Raw genomic sequence first — 18,021 nt, 5'->3', positions numbered from 1 at the left:
GGTCGCGCGCGTGCCGGCCATTATCTATTGGTTTAGTGGGACGCTACCCGCGCGCCGGCAACCCCGGGAGGGGGTACTGCAGATTTCCGCGGGCTGTCGGACAATGCCCGGGCATGCCGCGCGTGCGATCGTGCCCGGCCGCTGCCTGCCGACATGCCGTTGCGTCCCGTTCCATCCAGCCTGCCCTCATCGTGAACCAACCCTTGCGTAAGCCCGACGACACGAACCGAATGGATGCCGACTGGCTGGCACGCGCCCGCCTGTCGAACGCAGTCCGCGCAGACGACGTGCTGTGCTTCGACCTGACCGACGCCGAGACCGGACGCGTGTGGTCCGCGTGCCGGACCGGCTGGGAATCCGATGGGCGCTGCCGGCAATTCGAGCGCGAGTACGCATTGAACGGCGTGCTGGATCCGGCATGGGCGCTGCTGCCGGCCGCGCTGATCCGCGCGGCGGACGGCCCGGTGCTCGTCTTTCCGCGTGTCGACGGGCGCACGTTCGACACGCTCGCCGACGCGCAGCTGCCGCTCGACGCGTTTCTCGACACGGCGATCCACGCGGTGCGCACGCTCGGCGCACTGCATCGGCTCGGCTGGCTGCACGGCGACCTGCAACCGGCCAGTTTCGTCGCCCTGCCCGACGGCACGGTCATGCTGCGTGCGTTCGCGCATGCGCGAAATCGTCGGACGGAACACGCCGCGGCGGAGCCGCTGCGCGCGGAATTCGCCGCGTATGCGGCCCCCGAAGTCTCCGAGGGGGCGGACATCGACGAGCGCTCCGACCTGTATGCGCTCGGCATCACGCTGTTCCGCCTGCTGACGGGCGCACTCCCGTACAAGGCGGCGTCGACGTCCGAATGGGTGCACGCGCACGTCGCGATGCAGCCGTCGCCGGCCACGGGGCTGCGCAACGACCTGCCCGCGATCCTGAGCGACCTGCTGCTGAAGCTGATCGCGAAGGAGCCGGCCGAGCGCTACCCGTCCTGCGACGCGGTACAGCACGATCTCGAACGCATCCGGCGCGACTGGCTGGCAGCCGGCCGGGTCGAGCCGTTCGCGCTCGGCGGCAGCGATCCGCTCGCCGGTTTGCGCACGCCCGACCGGCTGGTCGGCCGGGAAGCCGAATCCCGCCGGCTCGCGGCCGCGCTGGCCGCGGTCCTGCAGACCGGCGAGGCGGCCATCGTCCTGGTGGACGGGCCGCCCGGCGTCGGCAAGACCGCGCTGACCGAGGACTTCATGCGCGCGTCGCGCGCGACATCGCGTACGGCCTGGTGCACGTCGGCGAAGGTCGACCAGTTCCAGCCGGCCCGGCCCTACGCGCCGGTGCTGGCGGCGCTGCGCGCGCTGTTCGGCAGCGCGCTCGCCCGGCGCGACGACGAAATCGCCGCGATCGTCGCACGGCTGCGCGCGTGCATCGGCGCCCAGGCCAGCCTGCTGTCCCGCATCTTTCCGGAGATCGCGTGGCTGCTCGATGTCGAGCCCGTCGCGTTCGGCCATACCGACGCGATCCCAGAGTTTCATCTGTGCCGCATCGTCGTGAACGCGTTCCGCGCCTTCGCGACACCGGCCGAGCCGCTGGTGATGACGCTCGACGACGTCCAGTGGGCCGACGACGCGACGCTCGCGTTCCTCGCGTCGGTCGCGCTCGATCCGCCGCCCCACGTCTGCATCGTCGCCGGTTATCGCAGCGGGTCGCAGCACGATCACCCGCCGGCGTTCCGCCGCTTCCTGCAGCAGCTCGCCCCCGCGCGCGTGTCGGCGCTGACGCTGGCGCCGCTCGACGCGCCCGGCGTCACGCACATGCTGGCCGGCCTGCTCGGAGAAGCGCCGGACCGGCTGTCCGCGCTCGGCGACATCGTGACGCGCCGGACCGGCGGCAACCCGTTCTACGTACAGCAGTTCGTGCGCACGCTGATCGACGAGCAACTGCTCGCCTACGACCCGGTGCGGGGGACATGGCAGTGGCAGCCGGCCGACCTCGACGCGCACCACCTCGCCGAGAATGTCGTGAGCCTGCTTGCCGTCCGTATCCAGCGGCTGCCGCATGAATCCAGAACGCTGCTGTCGCTGCTGGCCTGCATCGGCACCGATGCCGACGTCGCGCTGTTGTGTGCCGCCGCCGGCAAGACGCGCGCCGAACTCGCGTTCTGGATGGACCCCGTGCGCCAGGCCGGCCTCGCGTCGCACGCCGATGACCGCTGGCGTTGCGTGCACGACCGCGTCATCGAGTCCGTTCACGCGCTCGCCGGGCGGGCGGAGCGCGCGCAGTGCCACGCCCGGATCGCCGCTGCGATGCTGGCGCGCCCGGGTGCCCGGGCGACCGAAGCGCTGCTGGAACTGGCCGCCCAGATCGAGCAGGCGCGCACCGCGCCGCTCGACCGCACGCTCGCGTTCGCATTCGCGGACGCGCTGGTCGCAGCCGCGGAAGCGGCGGCCACGGTCGCCGCGCGCGATCGCGCGCTGTCGTTTCTCGCGTGCGCGCAGACGCTGCTCGGCCCGCATGCGTGGGCGCAGCATTACGGCCTCGCGAGCCGCATCGGCATGCTGCGCGGCGGCCTGCTGCTCGCGACCGGCGCGACCGCGCAGGCATCGAGCACGATCGACGAACTGATGGCGCGCACGCGCACGCCGGCCGACCGCGCCGAGGCCCACCGGCTGAAGGCCGCGCAGCTCACGGTCGAGTCGCGCTACCGGCAGGCGGTCGACGTCGCGCTGCAGGGGCTGGCGCTGCTCGGCGTGACGCTGCCGGCCGCGCCGACCGCCGCCGATCTCGCGGCGGCCGGCGACGCCGTGCGCGACGCGCTCGCCGGCCGTGCGATCGGCGATCTGGTCGAGCTGCCCGTGATGACGGACACGCGCGTCGAAGCGACGATGGCCCTGCTGACCGCGCTCGAAGCCGCGATGTTCTATCCGAGCGGCGGGCTGCCGCTGCTGCATTTCGCGACGATGGTCCGGCTGACGCTGCAGCACGGCGTCACCGCCGCATCGGTGCAGGGGCTCGCGTGGTACGGCGTGAGCATCGCCGAGCATCACGGCGCGTATGAAGACGGCTTCGAATTCGCGAAGGTCGCGCTCGCGCTGGTCGATCGCCACGGCTTCGAGCGCTACCGCTCGGCGACGCTGATCGCGCTCGACCAGGTGAGCGTGTGGACCCAGCCGCTGTCGTACGCGCTCGAACGCGCACGCGAAGCGAAAGCGGCCGGCAACGCGAGCGCCGAGCTGCGCTGGATGTGCTACAGCTGCAACCACATCGTCAGCGACCTGCTGTCGATGGGCGAAGCGCTGCCGGCGATTCGCGACGAGATCGATTCGTTGCTCGCGATCGCGCGCGGCGCGCGCTACGACGACATCGTCGACCTCGTGTCCACCCAGTCGGAATTCGTCGACGCGCTGCAGTTCGGCTACGACCGGCCGGTCGGCACGTGGCGCATGCGCGTGTCGACGAAAACGCCGATGTCGGTCCTGCAGTTCTGGACCGACGTCCTTGCGGGCCAAGCGGCGTTCATCTTCGGCGATGCACCCGCGGCACGCGCGTCGCTCGACGCGGCCGCGGCAAGCGCGTGGTCGACGCCCGCGCACATCATGACGTCCGATTTCCACCTGTTCAGCGTGCTCGCCGGCATCGCGGCCGACGGCGGCGCGACACCGCCCGGGCCGCTGCTCGAACGCTTCGCGCCGCAGCGCGCGCGCTTCGCCGACTGGAGCGAGCGGAATCCGGCGACGTTCCGCAACAAGCTCGCGCTGATCGACGCAGAATTCGCGCGCGTGCGCGGCGACCACGTCGCGGCGATGCAGCAGTACGACGCGTCGGCCAACCTCGCCGCGGAACGGGGTTTCGTGCACGAACAGGCGCTTGCGCACGAACTGGCCGCGCGCCACGCGATGTCGCTCGGGCTCACCGGCCCGGCGCGCCATCAGTGGCGGCTCTCGCATGCGTGCTACCGGCGCTGGGGCGCGACCGGCAAGGCGCAGGCGCTGGAAGCGCAGCACACGTTCCTCGTGATGGAGCCGCCGCCGGGCGGCGCGGCCGTGCCCGCGCGCGAAGACCTCGATTTCGCGCTCGCGATGCGCGCATCCCATTCGTTATCCGAGGAAATCGTGCTGGAGCGCCTGATCCAGACGCTGATGCGCAACATGATCGTGTACGCAGGCGCCGGCTACGGCCTGCTGCTGCTCGCCCGCAACGACCGGCTGACGATCGAGGCCGCCGCGCGGATCGTCGACAGCGACGTGGTCGTCGAGATCGCCCGCAGCGAACCCACCGAGCACGATGTCCCGCTGTCGATCCTGAACACCGTCGCGCGCACCCGCAAGCCGGTCGTGCTCGCGAACGCGCAGCGCGAGGGCCTGCCCGACCACGTCGACAGCCTGCGCGCGCACCCCACGCGTTCGCTGTTCTGCCTGCCACTGCTGAAGCAGGGTGTGCTGATCGGCGTGCTGTACCTGGAGAATGCGCTGAGCAACGGCGTGTTTTCGCCGCGCCGCATCGCGATGCTCGAAATGCTCGCGCCGCAGGCGGCCAACGCGCTGGAGTCCGCGCGGCTGTACGCGGAACTGATCGACGAAAACGCGCGCCGGCTCGAAACCGAGGCCGCGCTGCGGCATGCGCGCACCGAGCTCGCGCGCACCGCGCACATGACCGTGATGGGCGAGCTGGCCGCGTCGATCGCGCACGAGATCAACCAGCCGCTGACGAGCATCGTGTCGAGCGCCGGCGCGGGCATGCGCTGGCTGCGCGGCACCCCGCCCGATCTCGACGAGGCGCTCGCGAGCCTCGACGACATCCGCGCGTCCGGCGTCCGCGCGGCCGACATCGTGCGCGCGCTGCGCTCGCTCGCCCGCCAGACGCCGCCCGCGCTCGCGCCGCTCGCGATCGACGACCTGATCCGCGACATGCTGCACCTCACCGCGACCGAAATCGACGCGAAGCAGGTCGCGCTGCGCGTCGACCTGCATTGCGCCGCGATCCGCGTGATGGCCGATCGCACGCAGATCCAGCAGGTGATCCTGAACCTGGTCACCAACGCGCTCGACGCGATGGACGGGCAGGCGGCATCACGCGAACTCGACATCGCGTCGCAGGCCAGCGACGGCTACGCGACCGTCTCCATTGCCGACCGCGGCGCGGGCATCGACGCCGGGATCGCGAACCGGATCTTCGACGCGTTCTTCACGACGAAATCGAACGGCATGGGGATGGGCCTCGCGATCTGCCGCTCGATCGTCGAAGCGCACGGCGGCACGCTCGAAGCCGCGCCGCGCGGCGACGGCGGGTCCGTGCTGACGTTCCGGCTGCCGGTGTCGACGGCGGGCTGACGCAAGCGACCGGCGCGGGCCGGCACCCGCGCCGCGCGATTCAGGTTCCGCTCGGCCGGTGCGCGTCCTCGCCGAGGAACCGGTGCACGAACGTGACGGCCATCGCCCCTTCGCCGACCGCCGACGCCACCCGCTTGACCGACCCCGAACGGACGTCGCCCGCCGCGAACGAGCCGGGCACGCTGGTTTCCAGGTAGTACGGCCGGCGCTCGAGCGGCCACACGCGCGCGAAGTCCGGGCAGTCGTACAGGTCGCTGCCCGTCACCAGGTAGCCGCCCGGATTGCGGATGATGTCGGTGTCGCGCGCCCATTCGGTGTTCGGCGCGCCGCCGATGCAGACGAACAGGTGCGTGGCCGGCAGCACGTCGCGCGCGCCGTCTTCCGTGCGCAGCACGATCGCCTCGAGCCGGCCGTCGCCCTGCAGCGCGTCGACGGTCGTGCCGTAGCGCACCGTCACGTTCGGCAAGCGCTCGATCCGGTCGATCAGGTAGCGCGACAGCGTCGCCGCGAGCGACGCGCCCCGGACGATCATCGTGACTTCGCGTGCGTGCCGCGCGAAGTTCATCACGGCCTGCCCGGCCGAATTTCCGCCGCCGACGATGAACACGTGCTTGCCCTCGCACATCGGCGCTTCGCTCGATCCCGCGCCGTAGTACAGGCCCGCGTTGAGAAACTTCGGTTCGTCGGGCAGGCCGAGACTGCGGTATTCGATCCCCGTCGCGCAGATGTTCGAGCGCGCGGTCAGGATCGAGCCGTCGGCCATGTCGACGCGGATCTTGCCGTCGACGAACGTCGCATGCACGCCCTCGCGCATCATCAGCAACTCGACGCCGAACTTCACCGCCTGCTGGCGCGCGCGTTCCGCCAGCTCGGCGCCCGGGATGCCGTCCGGAAAGCCCATGTAGTTCTCGATCAGCGAACTCGTGCCCGCCTGCCCGCCGATCGCGTCGCGTTCGATCACGACGGCCCGCAGCCCCTCGGACGCCGCGTAGACGGCCGCCGACAGGCCGGCCGGGCCGGCGCCGTAAATCGAGACGTCGTACTCGATGAAGCGCGGCCCGGAGACCCAGCCGAGCTTCGCGGCGATCTCCGGCAGCGTCGGCTGGTAGATGCACGTGCCGTCCGGAAAGACGACCACCGGCAGCCGGACGTCGCGCAGCGGCGCGATGCCCAGCTCGCGCACGCAATCGGTGTCGGACGTCAGCTCGCACCATTCGTACTCGACCACGCCGCGCTTCAGGAAGTCGCGGATCGCGTAGGCCTCCTTGCTGTGAGGCAGGCCGATGACCTTGACATGCTGCGACTGCGCCATGAGCGTCTCCCGGTGACCGCGTATCGGATCCCGGCCGGCTCCCGCGCCGGCCGTACGCGTGACTGTACGTCGTCATCGCCGCCGCGGCCGCCGCATTTCATAAGAATTAAGGTTCGCGCGCGGTGCGCGCCGTCCACAATGAATCGGGTTCCCCCCGCTCGCAGCTTCGCGCCGGCCGCGCTGCGAGCGCCCCCCCGGCGCCGGCATCGGAGCGACAGATGGCCACGACCTGCACCCATCTCGGTGAAGCGCGCATCCTGAACACCGACAAGGACTACTGCGAGGAATGCGTGAAGTCCGGCAGCCGATGGGTGCATTTGCGCCTGTGCCTGAGCTGCGGGCATGTCGGCTGTTGCGACTCGTCGCCGAACCGTCATGCCAGCCGGCATTTTCATGAAACGACACACCCGCTCGCCCGTTCGATCGAGCCCGGCGAGCGCTGGGTCTGGTGCTATGCGGACGACGTGATGGCCGGCGAAATCACGCCGTAACCCGCCGCGCACCGCTATCCGGCACCGTTTTCGACCGAGGGTATACACGGTTCGATCGCGGCTTCTTCTCGCCGCTTTTTTCGACTAGTATTTATCGAACGATAACTTATCTATCGATAAACAAGAGGTTCGTCATGACGGTATCCAGACTCGCGCACTACTCGATCCGCACGCTCGATCTCGAGCGATCGTGCCGGTTCTACGAACGTGTGCTCGGCTTCAAACGCGGCTACCGGCCGCCGTTCGACTTTCCCGGCGCATGGCTCTACAAGGGCGGCGACGAAAGCGATTACGGCACGGTCCACATCATCGGCGTCGACCCGGCCAACCCGGACGGGCTCGCGGCCTATCTCGGCGACAAGGCGCTGCCGGCGTCGGGCACCGGCACGGTCGACCACATCGCGTTCCTCGCGACCGGCGTCGAGGCGATGTGGGACACGCTGCGCGCCGAACACGTCGCGTGGCGCGATCGCACCGTGCCGAGCCTCGGGCTGCACCAGGTGTTCATCGAGGACCCATCCGGCGTGACGATCGAACTCAACTTCCCCGCCGCCGAAGTCGCGGGGCTGACACTGCCCGCCGCGGTACCGGCCGGCGGCTCGCAAGCACACGGAGACTGACATGAACCACGGCACTTCGACCAAACGCAAGGCCGCGATCGTCGGCGGCTCGCTGGGCGGCCTGTTCGCCGCGAATCTCCTGCTGCGCAACGGCTGGGACGTGGACGTGTTCGAACGGGTGCCCGACGCGCTGTCGGGCCGCGGCGCCGGGATCGTCACGCACCCCGAACTGTTCGACGTGATGCGCGCCGCGGGCGTGCGCATCGACGCATCGATCGGCGTGAAGGTCGAGTCGCGGATCACGCTGGGCCGCGACGGCACCGTCGTATCGGAACGCCGGATGCCGCAGACGCTCACCGCGTGGAGCAAGATGTACCACGTGCTGCGCGCGGCGCTGCCCGACCAGCATTACCGCGCGGGCGCGGTCGTCACCGACGTCGCGGACGGCCCCGGGCACGCGTCGGTCACGCTCGCCGACGGCTCGGTCGTGCATGCCGACCTCGTCATCGCGGCCGACGGCTTCCGCTCGGCGATCCGCGAGAAATTCCTGCCGGACGCGCGGCTGCAATATGCGGGCTACGTCGCGTGGCGCGGGCTGGTCGACGAACCCGGGCTGTCGGAGTCCACCCACGCGACGCTGTTCGGGAATTTCGCGTTCGGCCTGCCGCCGCACGAACAGATCCTCGGTTATCCGGTCGCCGGCCAGGGCAACAGCACGAAGCCGGGCGAGCGCCGCTACAACTTCGTGTGGTATCGCGCGACCCGCGAGGACACCGACCTGCCGAACCTGCTGACCGACGCGACCGGCAAGCTGTGGGCGGGCGGCATTCCGCCGACGCTGATCCGGCGCGAGGTGCTCGACGACATGGAAGACGCCGCCCACGCGCTGCTGGCGCCGCAGTTCGCCGAGGTCGTCGCGCGCGCGACGCAGCCGCTGTTCCAGCCGATCTACGACCTCGAAGTGCCGAACATGGCGTTCGGCCGGATCGCGCTGCTCGGCGACGCCGCGTTCGTCGCGCGGCCGCATTGCGGGATGGGTGTCACGAAGGCCGCCGGCGATGCCCTTGCGCTCGTCACGGCACTCGCCACGCGCGCCGACACGCTCGACGCGCTGTGCGAATACAGCGAGACGCGCACGGCATTCGGCACGGCGATCGTGGAGCACGCGCGCCACCTCGGCGCCTACATGCAGGCGCAACTGAAGAACGACACCGAGCGCGAAATGGCCGAGCGCTATCGCACGCCGGAAGTCGTGATGCGGGAAACCGCCGTCCCGCCGCATTTCTGAGCACGCACGTGCGCCGTGCGCGACACGCGCGGCGCCCGTCGCCAAGCCAAGCCAAGCCATGCCATGCCAGGCCAGGCCATTCCAGACGAGAAGGAGACACCGTGAACCACCCGCTTTCGGCTACCGCCGGCACCGCGCCCGAACCGGCCGCACCGTCACATGCCACGCATCCGCTGCTGCGCGATGCCCGCTTTCGCGAGCACGTCCGGCGCAGAAGGCTGTTCGCCTGGTCGCTGACGTTCGTCATGCTCGCCCTCTATTTCGCGTTCATCCTGACGCTGGCGTTTTCGCCGACGCTGCTCGGCGCGCCGATCGTGCCGGGCCGGCCGACTCCGTGGGGCATCCCGGTCGGGTTCGGCATGTTCGTCGCAACGTTTGCGCTGGTCGCGTTTTACGTGTTCCGCGCCAATGCGGTGCACGACACGGTCGTCGCGGCCCTTCGCCACGGAGACGCATCATGAAACGCCTGCTCCCCGCACTGCTCGCCGCTTGCAGCTGTGCACCGGCGTTCGCGGCCGGCCCCGCCGCGCTCGCGCACGGGCACAATCCGGTCGCGATCGGCATGTTCGTCGTGTTCGTCGCGTCGACGCTCTTCATCACGCGCTGGGCCGCGCGCAAGAACCACAGCGTGGCCGACCACTACGCGGCGGGCGGCAAGATCACCGCGTTCCAGAACGGCTGGGCGATCGCCGGCGACTACATGTCGGCCGCGTCGCTGCTCGGCATCTCCGCGCTGGTGTTCGCGAGCGGCTACGACGGGCTGATCTATTCGGTCGGGTTTCTCGCGAGCTGGCCGATCATCCTGTTCCTGATCGCCGAGCCGCTGCGCAACCTCGGCAAGTACACGCTCGCCGACGTCGTGTCGTATCGCCTGCGGCAACGGCCGATCCGCGCGTTCGCGGCGTCGAGCTCGATCGTCATCGTGCTGCTGTATCTCGTGTCGCAGATGGTCGGCGCGGGCAAGCTGGTCGAGCTGCTGTTCGGCCTGAACTACACGGTCGCGGTGCTGATCGTCGGCGTGCTGATGGTCATCTACGTGTTCTTCGGCGGGATGCTGGCCACCACCTGGATCCAGATCATCAAGGCCGTGCTGCTGCTCGCCGGCGCGGCGTTCATGGCGATCATGGTGCTGAGCCGTTTCGGCTTCAGCCTCGACGCGCTGTTCGCGCAGGCGATTCTCGTCCACCCGAAACACGCGGCGATCATGCGCCCCGGCGGACTGGTGTCCGATCCGGTCTCGGCCGTGTCGCTCGGCCTCGCGCTGATCTTCGGCACCGCGGGCCTGCCGCACATCCTGATGCGCTTCTTCACGGTCGGCGACGTCAAGGCGGCCCGCAAGAGCATCCTCTACGCAACCGGGATCGTCGGCGCCGGCTACGTGCTGATCGTCGTCATCGGCTTCGGCACCATCGCGCTCGTCGCGTCGGACCCGCAGTACCACGACGCGTCCGGCGCGATCGCCGGCGGCGCGAACATGGTGGCGATCCACCTCGCCCACGCGGTCGGCGGCAACGTGTTCCTCGGCTTCATCTGCGCGGTCGCGTTCTCGACCATCCTGGCCGTGGTCGCCGGGCTCACGCTCGCGGGTTCGTCGGCGATCTCGCACGACCTTTACGCGAACGTGCTGCGGCGCGGTCAGGCATCCGACCGGGACGAAATGCGCGTGGCGCGCGCCACGACCGTCGTGCTCGGCGTGCTCGCGATCCTGCTCGGCATCGCGTTCGAGAAGCAGAACATCGCGTTCATCGTCAGCCTCACGTTTTCGATCGCGGCCAGCTCGAATTTCCCGGTGCTGCTGCTCTCGATCTACTGGCGCGGGCTGACGACGCGCGGCGCGGTGTTGGGCGGCCTGCTCGGGCTCGCCACCGCGGTGACGCTCACCGTGCTGAGCCCGACCGTGTGGGTCCAGGTATTGGGCCATGCGCACGCGGTCTATCCGTACGAATACCCGGCGCTGTTCTCGATGGCGGCGGCCTTCGCCGGCGTCGTCCTGTTCTCCGTCACCGATCGCTCGGCGCGTGCGCAACGCGAGCGCGCGCAGTTCGACACGCAACTCGTCGCGTGCGAGATGGGCCTCACGGCGGGCACCACCACGACCATCACGCAACGCGGCTGAACCGCACGTCACGCACCCTCGATACACCATGAGAGACACCATGCTGAATTGCACCTGCTGCCCGTCGCCGGGACGCCGCCGCCTGCTCGGCGCGCTTGCCGCGTTCGCGGGCACCGCCGTCGCCGGACAGTCCGCGTCGGCCGCCGGCAGCGCCGGCACCCCGGCCGCGCCGCCGCCGCACCGTCCGCGCTCGATCGACATCCACGCGCATTACTACCCGGAGAGCTTCTGCGACCTGGTCGGCGGCGAAGGCAAGCGCTTCGGCGGCTCGTTCGTGTGCGACGACACGTCGTTCACGTTCCGCACGCCCGCCGGCGGCCTCGGCCCGCTGCCGATGAAGTTCATCGACATCGATGCGCGGCTCAAGGACATGGATGCGTCCGGCGTCGACGTGCAGGCGCTGTCGCTCAGCGTGCCGATGGCGTACTGGGGCGACCGGCCGTTCAACGCGAAGCTCGCGCGCGACTGGAATGCGTCGGCGTCGCGCGTCTACCAGCGGCACCCGACGCGTTTCGTCGTGCTCGCGACGCTGCCGATGCTGAACGCAGCCGACGCGATCGACGAGCTCGAACGCGCCGCGCAATTGCCGGGTGTGCGCGGCGTGTACATGGGCACCAACATCGACAACCGCGATCTCGACGATCCGCTGTTCGCGCCCGTGTTCGCCCGCATCGAGCAGCTGGGCCTGCCGGTGTTCCTGCATCCGCAGCAGACGGTCGGCGGCGCGCGGCTCGGCGATTTCTACCTCAGCAACCTGCTCGGCAACCCGTTCGATACCGCGATCGCAGGCTCGCACCTGATCCTCGGCGGCGTGCTCGACCGCTACCCGACGCTGGAGATCACGTTGCCGCACGCGGGCGGCGCGCTGCCGATCCTCGTCGGGCGCCTCGACGCGGGCTGGACCGTGCGGCCCGAAACGCGCCGGCTCGCGCAGAAGCCCAGCAGCTACCTGCGGCGCTTCAGCTATGACACGGTGTCGCATTCGGGTCCCGTGCTGAACTTCCTGATCGAGAACGTCGGCGTGGACCGGCTCGTGCTCGGCAGCGACTACTGTTTCGACATGGGCTACGAGCAGCCGGTGCGCTTTCTCGACCGTGTCGACCTGAGCGCGCGGCAGCGCGCGATGATCCTCGGCGGCAATGCGGGCAAGCTGCTGCGGATCTAGCAGGCCGGGGCGCGGCGGCCTGCCCGCCGCGCTTGCACCGTCGGCGCAGCCCGCGGCCGGACATGGCAAGATCCGCAGCAGCCGTGGCCGCAGGCGCGCGGCGCCGTGCATCACGACGCCTGGCCGACGGGGCGCACGCCATCGGCCGCACACCGGAGTCACCCACGATGAAGATAGTCATTGCAGGCGGATCGATCGCCGGTCTCGCGGCCGCGCTGACGCTCGACTGCGTCGGACACGACGTGACGGTCTGCGAACGCTCGCCGTCGCCGCTGCGCGGCCAGGGCGGCGGCGTGGCCGTGTTGCGCCGGATGATGGCGTTTCTCGAACAGCATGGCCGGCATTGCCGCCACGCGATCAGCGTGCCGACACACCGGCGGCGCTGGATCGATCGCGACGGCATCGTCACGCGCGACGAGCCCGAGATGCTGCCGTTTTCGTCGTGGGACGCCGTCTACCGCTCGCTGTGCGAAACGCTGCCGCACGGGCGCATCCGGTACGGCCGCACGGTCACCGGCTTCGACCAGGACGCCGACGGCGTCGACGTCCACCTCGGCGACGAGCGCCTCCGCGCGGACGTGCTGATCGCCGCCGACGGGGCCGGCTCGACCCTGCGCGCGCAGCTCTTTCCCGGTTACGCGCCGTCGTTCGCCGGTTACCTCGCGTGGCGCGGGATCGTCGACGAAGCGGATTTCGACGCCGCGTCGATCGCGCCGCTGGTCGAGAACATGACGCTGCACAAGGCGCCGGGCGAGCTGTTCATGGCGTTCCTGATTCCCGCGCTCGACGGCTCGCTCGTGCCGGGCACGCGCCGCTTCAACTGGCTGTGGTATCGCAACGAAGCCGATCGCGACGCGCTGCGCCACCACCTGACCGATCGGGCCGGCCACGTCCATCACGCGTCCGTGCATCCGGGGCAGCTCGCCGACGACGTCGTCGCGACGCTGCGGCAACTCGCCGGCGAACGCCTGCCGGCCCTGCTCGCGCAACTGGTGCACGCGACGCGCATGCCGTTCAACCAGGCGATCTTCGATGCGTTGAGCCCCGCGTTCGTCGATGGCCGTGTCGCGCTGATCGGCGATGCGGCGTACACCGTGCGCCCGCACACCGCATCGGGCACGTCGAAGGCCGCGAGCGATGCGGTGTCGCTCGCCGAAGCGCTGCCGGCGGACGCGACCGACGTCGTCGCGCGCCTCGCGCAATGGTCGGCGCGACGGCGCGACGAAGTGACGTCGCTGCTCGAGAAGGGCCCGCAGCTGGCCGCGGCGTTCGGCCTCGGCACGCCGCGCTGACGCGGCGGCGCCCGCGCCGGGCCGCGTCGCGGCGGAGTTCAGAACGTTTCAGCGCCGTTTCAGGAAATGCCGCCGACGCCCACGTAGACTGCCCTCCATCATCCGCCTCGCACACGATGACGCGATTGCGTCATTGCCCGCGCGGCCTCCCCATACCTGGAGCAACGACATGATCTCCGCCGCGAACCGCTGCCACCGGGCCGCCTCGCCATGGCCGGATCGCCCGGCGATGCGCCGCCGTCATCCGGCCGCGTCGACCGGAACGACCGCCGCCTGCACGCGCGAGCCCGACCTTCCATCCTGCCCCGCGTGCCGCGGCAGCCGAACCCGCGCCGTCGCGCGCGGCCGGCATCCGCGCCATTGCCCCGCCGCTCGAACGATCGCCGGCGAACCGGTTCGCGTGGAGCGCGCATGAAGCACAAACGACTCTGGTTCGGCGCGGCCGGCATCGCGGTCGTCGGCCTGGCGGTCGCGATCGGCATCATGGTCAAGCCGTCGATCGCGCCGATCGATCCGCCCGCCCGCGCATCGTTCGATCCGCAACTCGTTCGCGCCGGCGCGCGCGTGGTCGCGCTCGGCGATTGCGTCGTGTGCCACACCGCGAACGACGGCAAGCCGTTCGCCGGCGGGCTGCCGCTCGCAACGCCGTTCGGCACGATCTACGCGACCAACATCACGCCGGATGCCGACACCGGCATCGGCCGCTGGTCGCGCGACGCGTTCGCACGCGCGCTGCGCAGCGGGATCGCCCGCGACGGCCATCCGCTCTACCCGGCATTTCCGTACATCCACTTCACGCGGATGTCCGACGACGACATCACGGCCGCCTATGCGTACCTGATGACCCGCGAACCGGTGCGGACGAAAACGCCGCCGAACGACCTGATCTTCCCGCTGAACTTCCGGCCGCTGGTCGCGTTCTGGAACGTGCTGTTCCTGCGCGAAGGCGCGTACCGGCCCGACCCGTCGCAATCCGCGCAATGGAATCGCGGCAAGCTGCTCGTCGACGGCCTCGGGCACTGCGCGTCATGCCATTCGCCGCTCAATGCGATCGGCGGCGAACAGGCCGGCAAGGCGTTCGACGGCGGCATCGTCGACGGCTGGGAGGCGCCGCCGCTCAATGCGCTCGGCAGCGCGGTCAAGCCGTGGACGCAGGCGCAGCTCGTCACCTACCTGCGCACCGGCCGCGCGAGCGAGCACGGCGCGGCGGCCGGCCCGATGCTGCCCGTCACGCGCGATCTCGCGACCGTGCCGCAGGAAGACGTCGAGGCGATCGCCGCGTACATCCTGTCGATCCAGAAGCCGGCGCCCGCCCGGCCCGCGACGGCCGGTGCCGGACACGGCCCGACGACGCCCGCCGGCCAGCGCGGCGCGGTGCTGTTCCAGGCGTCGTGCGCGCAGTGCCACGGGCCGGCAGCGCCGATGCAGTCGATCGGCGAGCGGCCGACGCTCGCATTCAGCACGGCCGTCGCCGCCGATACGCCGCGCAACGCGATCCAGATGATGTTCAACGGGATCGGCTGGCACGGCGAAGACACGCTGAACTACATGCCGTCGTTCATCGACCAGTACGACGACGCGCAGATCGCGGACCTCGCCGCGTACCTGCGGGAAACGTATTCCGATCGTCCCGCGTGGAGCGGCGTCGACACCCTGGCCGCGAAGCTCAGAAAGGAGGACAGCGCGCGATGATCACCCTCACCGTCAACGGCGTGCGGCACACGCTCGACATCGATCCGTCCACGCCGCTGCTGTACGCGCTGCGCAACGACCTGCACCTGCACGGCGCGAAGTTCGGCTGCGGCCTCGGGCAATGCGGCGCATGCACCGTGATCGTCGACGACAAGCCGATGTTCTCGTGCCTGATTCCGGTGTCCGCGCTCGGCGAGCGCCGCGTGCGGACCCTCGAAAGCCTCGGCACCGCCGGGCATCCGGGCAAGCTGCAGCAGGCGTTCATCGATCACCAGGCCGCGCAGTGCGGGTATTGCATCGCGGGCATGATCATGCGCGCGCAGGCGCTGCTCGAGCGCAACCCGAAACCCACCGAACACGAACTGCGCACCCAGATGGAACCGAACCTGTGCCGCTGCGGCACGCACATGCGGATCCTGGCGGCGATCCGCCAGGTCGCCGGCCTGCCCGACCCGGAGCCGGCCGCCGCGCCCGTCATGATCAGCAAGGGACTCTGATGAACCCACCCGACGACATCGACGAAAGCCGCCGGCACTTCATGGTTTCCGGCGCGCTCTTCGTCGCGTTCAGCCTCGCGCCGGTCACGCGTGCCGCCGCGCAGCTCGTGATCGCGGACGAAGGCGCCGCCGTCCACGTCGCCAAGGCGACCGAAACGCTGGCCGGCAGCCTGAAGACCAACCCGCTGCTGGACGCGTGGATCAAGATCACGCCCGACGGCAAGGTCACCGTGTTCACCGGCAAGGTCGAGCTCGGCACCGGCGTGCGAACCGCGCTGCTGCAGGTGGCGGCCGAGGAGCTGAACATGAAGCCCTCGCTGATCACGTTCCTGACCGCCGACACCGGCGCGTCGCCGGACGAGGGCCTGACGGCCGGCAGCCACACGATGGCCGACAGCGGCTCCGCATTGCTGAACGCGGCCGCGCAGGTGCGCGGGCTGCTGGTCGACGGCGCGGCGAAACAGTTCGGCGTCGAGGCGCGCACGCTCACCGTCGCCGACGCGGTGATCAAGGCGCCGGACGGCCGCACGATGCGCTACGGCGACGCGGTGCGCACGGTCGACCTGCACCGCAACGCGACGCCGACGTCGCCGCTGAAGCCGCCGGCCACGTTCTCGGTGATCGGCACGTCGCTGCCGCGCGTGGACATTCCGAACAAGGTCACGGGCGGCGTCAGCTACGTGCAGGACATGGAGCTGCCCGGCATGCTGCACGCGCGTGTCGTGATGCCGCCCGTGTACGACGCGAAGCTGCTGTCGTTCGACGAAGCCGCGATCCTGAAGATGCCGGGCGTGGTGCGGATCGTGCGCAACGGCAGCATGCTCGCGGTCGTCGCGCAGGGCGAATGGCAGGCGGTCGTCGCGCAGCGCGCGCTGGCCGCCGGCAGCCGCTGGTCGCCCGGCCGCGCGCTGCCCGAGCGCGGCACCGTGCATCAGGACCTGAAGCGGATCGCGACGCAGCGCATCGAGATCGCGAACACGAAGGGCAACACCGCGCCGGCCACGAAGACGCTGTCCGCGACGTTCCTGAAGAACTACCTGCTGCACGGCTCGATCGGGCCGTCGTGCTCGGTCGCGCATCTCGAGAACGGCATGCTGACCGTGTGGACCCACTCGCAGGGCGTGTATCCGCTGCGCGACGCGCTCGCCGAGATGCTGTCGATGCCGAAGGCGAGCGTGCGCTGCATCCACACCGAGGGTTCCGGCTGCTACGGGCACAACGGCGCGGACGACGTGGCCGCGCATGCGGCACTGATCGCGGCGGCGCTGCCCGGCAAGCCGATCCGCGTGCAATGGATGCGCGAGCAGGAACATACGTGGGACCACTTCACGCCCGCGATGGTCACCGAGCTCAGCGCGTCGCTCGACGCGAGCGGCCATATCGTCGACTGGAACTACGCGCTGTGGAGCAGCTCGCACAACGAACGGATCGTCAATGCGGGCCGGCTGCTGCCCGCGCGGATGCTCGAGCCGCCGTTCGTGCCCGCGCCGTCGACGCCGATGCTGCAGCCCGAGGGCGGCGGCGATCGCAACGCGATCCCGCTGTACGCACTGCCGACCATGCACATCGTCAACAACTTCTCGCCGACGATGCCGCTGCAGACCTCGGCGATGCGCTCGCTCGGCGCGCACACCAACGTGTGGGCGATCGAGAGCTTCATGGACGAGCTGGCGCACGCCGCCGGCGTCGATCCGGTCGAATTCCGGCTGCGGCACTTGCAGGATCACCGCGCGAGCCAGGTGATCAAGCTCGCCGCGACGAAATTCGGCTGGCCCCGGCCGCCGCGCGAACGCAATCGCGGCGTCGGTTTCGCGTTCGGCAAATACAAGAACCTGATGGCCTACGTCGCGATGGCGGTCGAGATCACGGTCGTGCCGGAAACCGGCCACGTGACGCTCGAGCGCGCGGAAGTGGCCGTCGACGCGGGCCAGGTCGTGTCGCCGGACGGCATCCGCAACCAGATCGAAGGCGGCATCGTGCAGGCCGCGAGCTGGACACTGTACGAGGCGCTGAAATACGATACGCAGCGCATCCGCAGCTTCGACTGGAGCAGCTACCCGATCCTGCGTTTCGGCACGGCACCGCAAAGCATCAAGGTGCACCTGATCAACCGCCCGGGCGCGCCGTTCCTCGGCGCGGCCGAGGCGTCGATGGGGCCGACCGCGGGCGCGCTGGCCAACGCGATTTTCGATGCGACGGGCCAGCGGATGCGCGAAATGCCGTTCGCGGGCGACGGGCTCAGGAAGCGCATCGACGCGTAGCGGCGGTACCTCGACATAAAAGCCGCGCCGGC

At 70.2% G+C, this 18,021-nt stretch carries 12 protein-coding genes; 11 read left to right on the top strand and 1 reads right to left on the bottom strand.

Going from position 1 to position 18,021, the window contains the following annotated elements; genetic code table 11:
- Positions 1-230: 230 nt before the first annotated feature.
- A complete protein-coding gene (locus ABIC51_RS35685) occupies positions 231-5,315 on the top strand; it encodes a trifunctional serine/threonine-protein kinase/ATP-binding protein/sensor histidine kinase (RefSeq protein WP_354006950.1) in 5,085 nt (1,694 codons plus the stop codon).
- Between the two features lie 40 nt (positions 5,316-5,355).
- Here the strand turns inward: ABIC51_RS35685 and ABIC51_RS35680 are convergent, their stop codons facing one another.
- Positions 5,356-6,627 carry an NAD(P)/FAD-dependent oxidoreductase gene (locus ABIC51_RS35680; RefSeq protein ID WP_354006949.1) on the bottom strand — a complete coding sequence of 424 codons (1,272 nt, stop codon included), beginning with the start codon at positions 6,625-6,627 and terminating at the stop codon, positions 5,356-5,358.
- A 218-nt stretch (positions 6,628-6,845) separates the two neighbouring features.
- On the opposite strand from ABIC51_RS35680, the gene ABIC51_RS35675 reads away from it, so the two are divergent.
- From ABIC51_RS35675 to ABIC51_RS35630, 10 genes are all read left to right on the top strand, one after another.
- The gene (locus tag ABIC51_RS35675; RefSeq protein ID WP_027792630.1) at positions 6,846-7,118 is read left to right on the top strand and encodes a ubiquitin carboxyl-terminal hydrolase 14; all 273 of its coding nucleotides are present in this window, start codon (positions 6,846-6,848) and stop codon (positions 7,116-7,118) included.
- A gap of 134 nt (positions 7,119-7,252) precedes the next feature.
- Positions 7,253-7,738 (top strand): VOC family protein, encoded by a 486-nt coding sequence (locus ABIC51_RS35670; RefSeq protein WP_060084574.1) that lies wholly within the window; start codon positions 7,253-7,255, stop codon positions 7,736-7,738.
- Between the two features lies 1 nt (position 7,739).
- Positions 7,740-8,966, top strand: coding sequence for an FAD binding domain-containing protein (locus tag ABIC51_RS35665; RefSeq protein WP_354006948.1), 1,227 nt, complete (start codon positions 7,740-7,742; stop codon positions 8,964-8,966).
- A 101-nt stretch (positions 8,967-9,067) separates the two neighbouring features.
- Positions 9,068-9,427, top strand: a complete 360-nt coding sequence (locus ABIC51_RS35660; RefSeq protein ID WP_027792628.1) for a DUF485 domain-containing protein — start codon at positions 9,068-9,070, stop codon at positions 9,425-9,427.
- Positions 9,424-11,082, top strand: coding sequence for a cation acetate symporter (locus ABIC51_RS35655; protein WP_354006947.1), 1,659 nt, complete (start codon positions 9,424-9,426; stop codon positions 11,080-11,082). Before ABIC51_RS35660 ends, ABIC51_RS35655 begins: the two co-directional genes overlap by 4 nt.
- Positions 11,083-11,110: 28 nt before the next feature.
- A complete protein-coding gene (locus ABIC51_RS35650) occupies positions 11,111-12,247 on the top strand; it encodes an amidohydrolase family protein (protein WP_354006946.1) in 1,137 nt (378 codons plus the stop codon).
- Between the two features lie 167 nt (positions 12,248-12,414).
- On the top strand, positions 12,415-13,539 hold the full coding sequence (locus ABIC51_RS35645; protein ID WP_175854799.1) for an FAD binding domain-containing protein: 1,125 nt from the start codon (positions 12,415-12,417) through the stop codon (positions 13,537-13,539).
- Between the two features lie 411 nt (positions 13,540-13,950).
- Positions 13,951-15,231, top strand: a complete 1,281-nt coding sequence (locus ABIC51_RS35640) for a c-type cytochrome (protein WP_060084568.1) — start codon at positions 13,951-13,953, stop codon at positions 15,229-15,231.
- On the top strand, positions 15,228-15,728 hold the full coding sequence (locus ABIC51_RS35635; protein WP_027792623.1) for a (2Fe-2S)-binding protein: 501 nt from the start codon (positions 15,228-15,230) through the stop codon (positions 15,726-15,728). Before ABIC51_RS35640 ends, ABIC51_RS35635 begins: the two co-directional genes overlap by 4 nt.
- A complete protein-coding gene (locus ABIC51_RS35630) occupies positions 15,728-17,989 on the top strand; it encodes a xanthine dehydrogenase family protein molybdopterin-binding subunit (protein WP_119338724.1) in 2,262 nt (753 codons plus the stop codon). Before ABIC51_RS35635 ends, ABIC51_RS35630 begins: the two co-directional genes overlap by 1 nt.
- The last annotated feature ends 32 nt before the right edge of the window (positions 17,990-18,021 follow it).

This window comes from Burkholderia sp. 572 (genome assembly GCF_040545135.1).
In the GTDB taxonomy this organism is placed as follows: domain Bacteria; phylum Pseudomonadota; class Gammaproteobacteria; order Burkholderiales; family Burkholderiaceae; genus Burkholderia; species Burkholderia cepacia.
The sequence above is the reverse complement of the archived record's forward strand: the minus strand, read 5'-3'. Positions and strand labels throughout refer to the sequence as shown.

Bases quoted from the DNA above. Each gene is read 5' to 3' on its own strand.
- ABIC51_RS35685 (WP_354006950.1), top strand. From the start codon at position 231: ATGGATGCCGACTGGCTGGCACGCGCCCGCCTGTCGAACGCAGTCCGC.
- ABIC51_RS35680 (WP_354006949.1), bottom strand. From the start codon at position 6,627: ATGGCGCAGTCGCAGCATGTCAAGGTCATCGGCCTGCCTCACAGCAAG.
- ABIC51_RS35675 (WP_027792630.1), top strand. From the start codon at position 6,846: ATGGCCACGACCTGCACCCATCTCGGTGAAGCGCGCATCCTGAACACC.
- ABIC51_RS35670 (WP_060084574.1), top strand. From the start codon at position 7,253: ATGACGGTATCCAGACTCGCGCACTACTCGATCCGCACGCTCGATCTC.
- ABIC51_RS35665 (WP_354006948.1), top strand. From the start codon at position 7,740: ATGAACCACGGCACTTCGACCAAACGCAAGGCCGCGATCGTCGGCGGC.
- ABIC51_RS35655 (WP_354006947.1), top strand. From the start codon at position 9,424: ATGAAACGCCTGCTCCCCGCACTGCTCGCCGCTTGCAGCTGTGCACCG.
- ABIC51_RS35650 (WP_354006946.1), top strand. From the start codon at position 11,111: ATGAGAGACACCATGCTGAATTGCACCTGCTGCCCGTCGCCGGGACGC.
- ABIC51_RS35645 (WP_175854799.1), top strand. From the start codon at position 12,415: ATGAAGATAGTCATTGCAGGCGGATCGATCGCCGGTCTCGCGGCCGCG.
- ABIC51_RS35640 (WP_060084568.1), top strand. From the start codon at position 13,951: ATGAAGCACAAACGACTCTGGTTCGGCGCGGCCGGCATCGCGGTCGTC.
- ABIC51_RS35635 (WP_027792623.1), top strand. From the start codon at position 15,228: ATGATCACCCTCACCGTCAACGGCGTGCGGCACACGCTCGACATCGAT.
- ABIC51_RS35630 (WP_119338724.1), top strand. From the start codon at position 15,728: ATGAACCCACCCGACGACATCGACGAAAGCCGCCGGCACTTCATGGTT.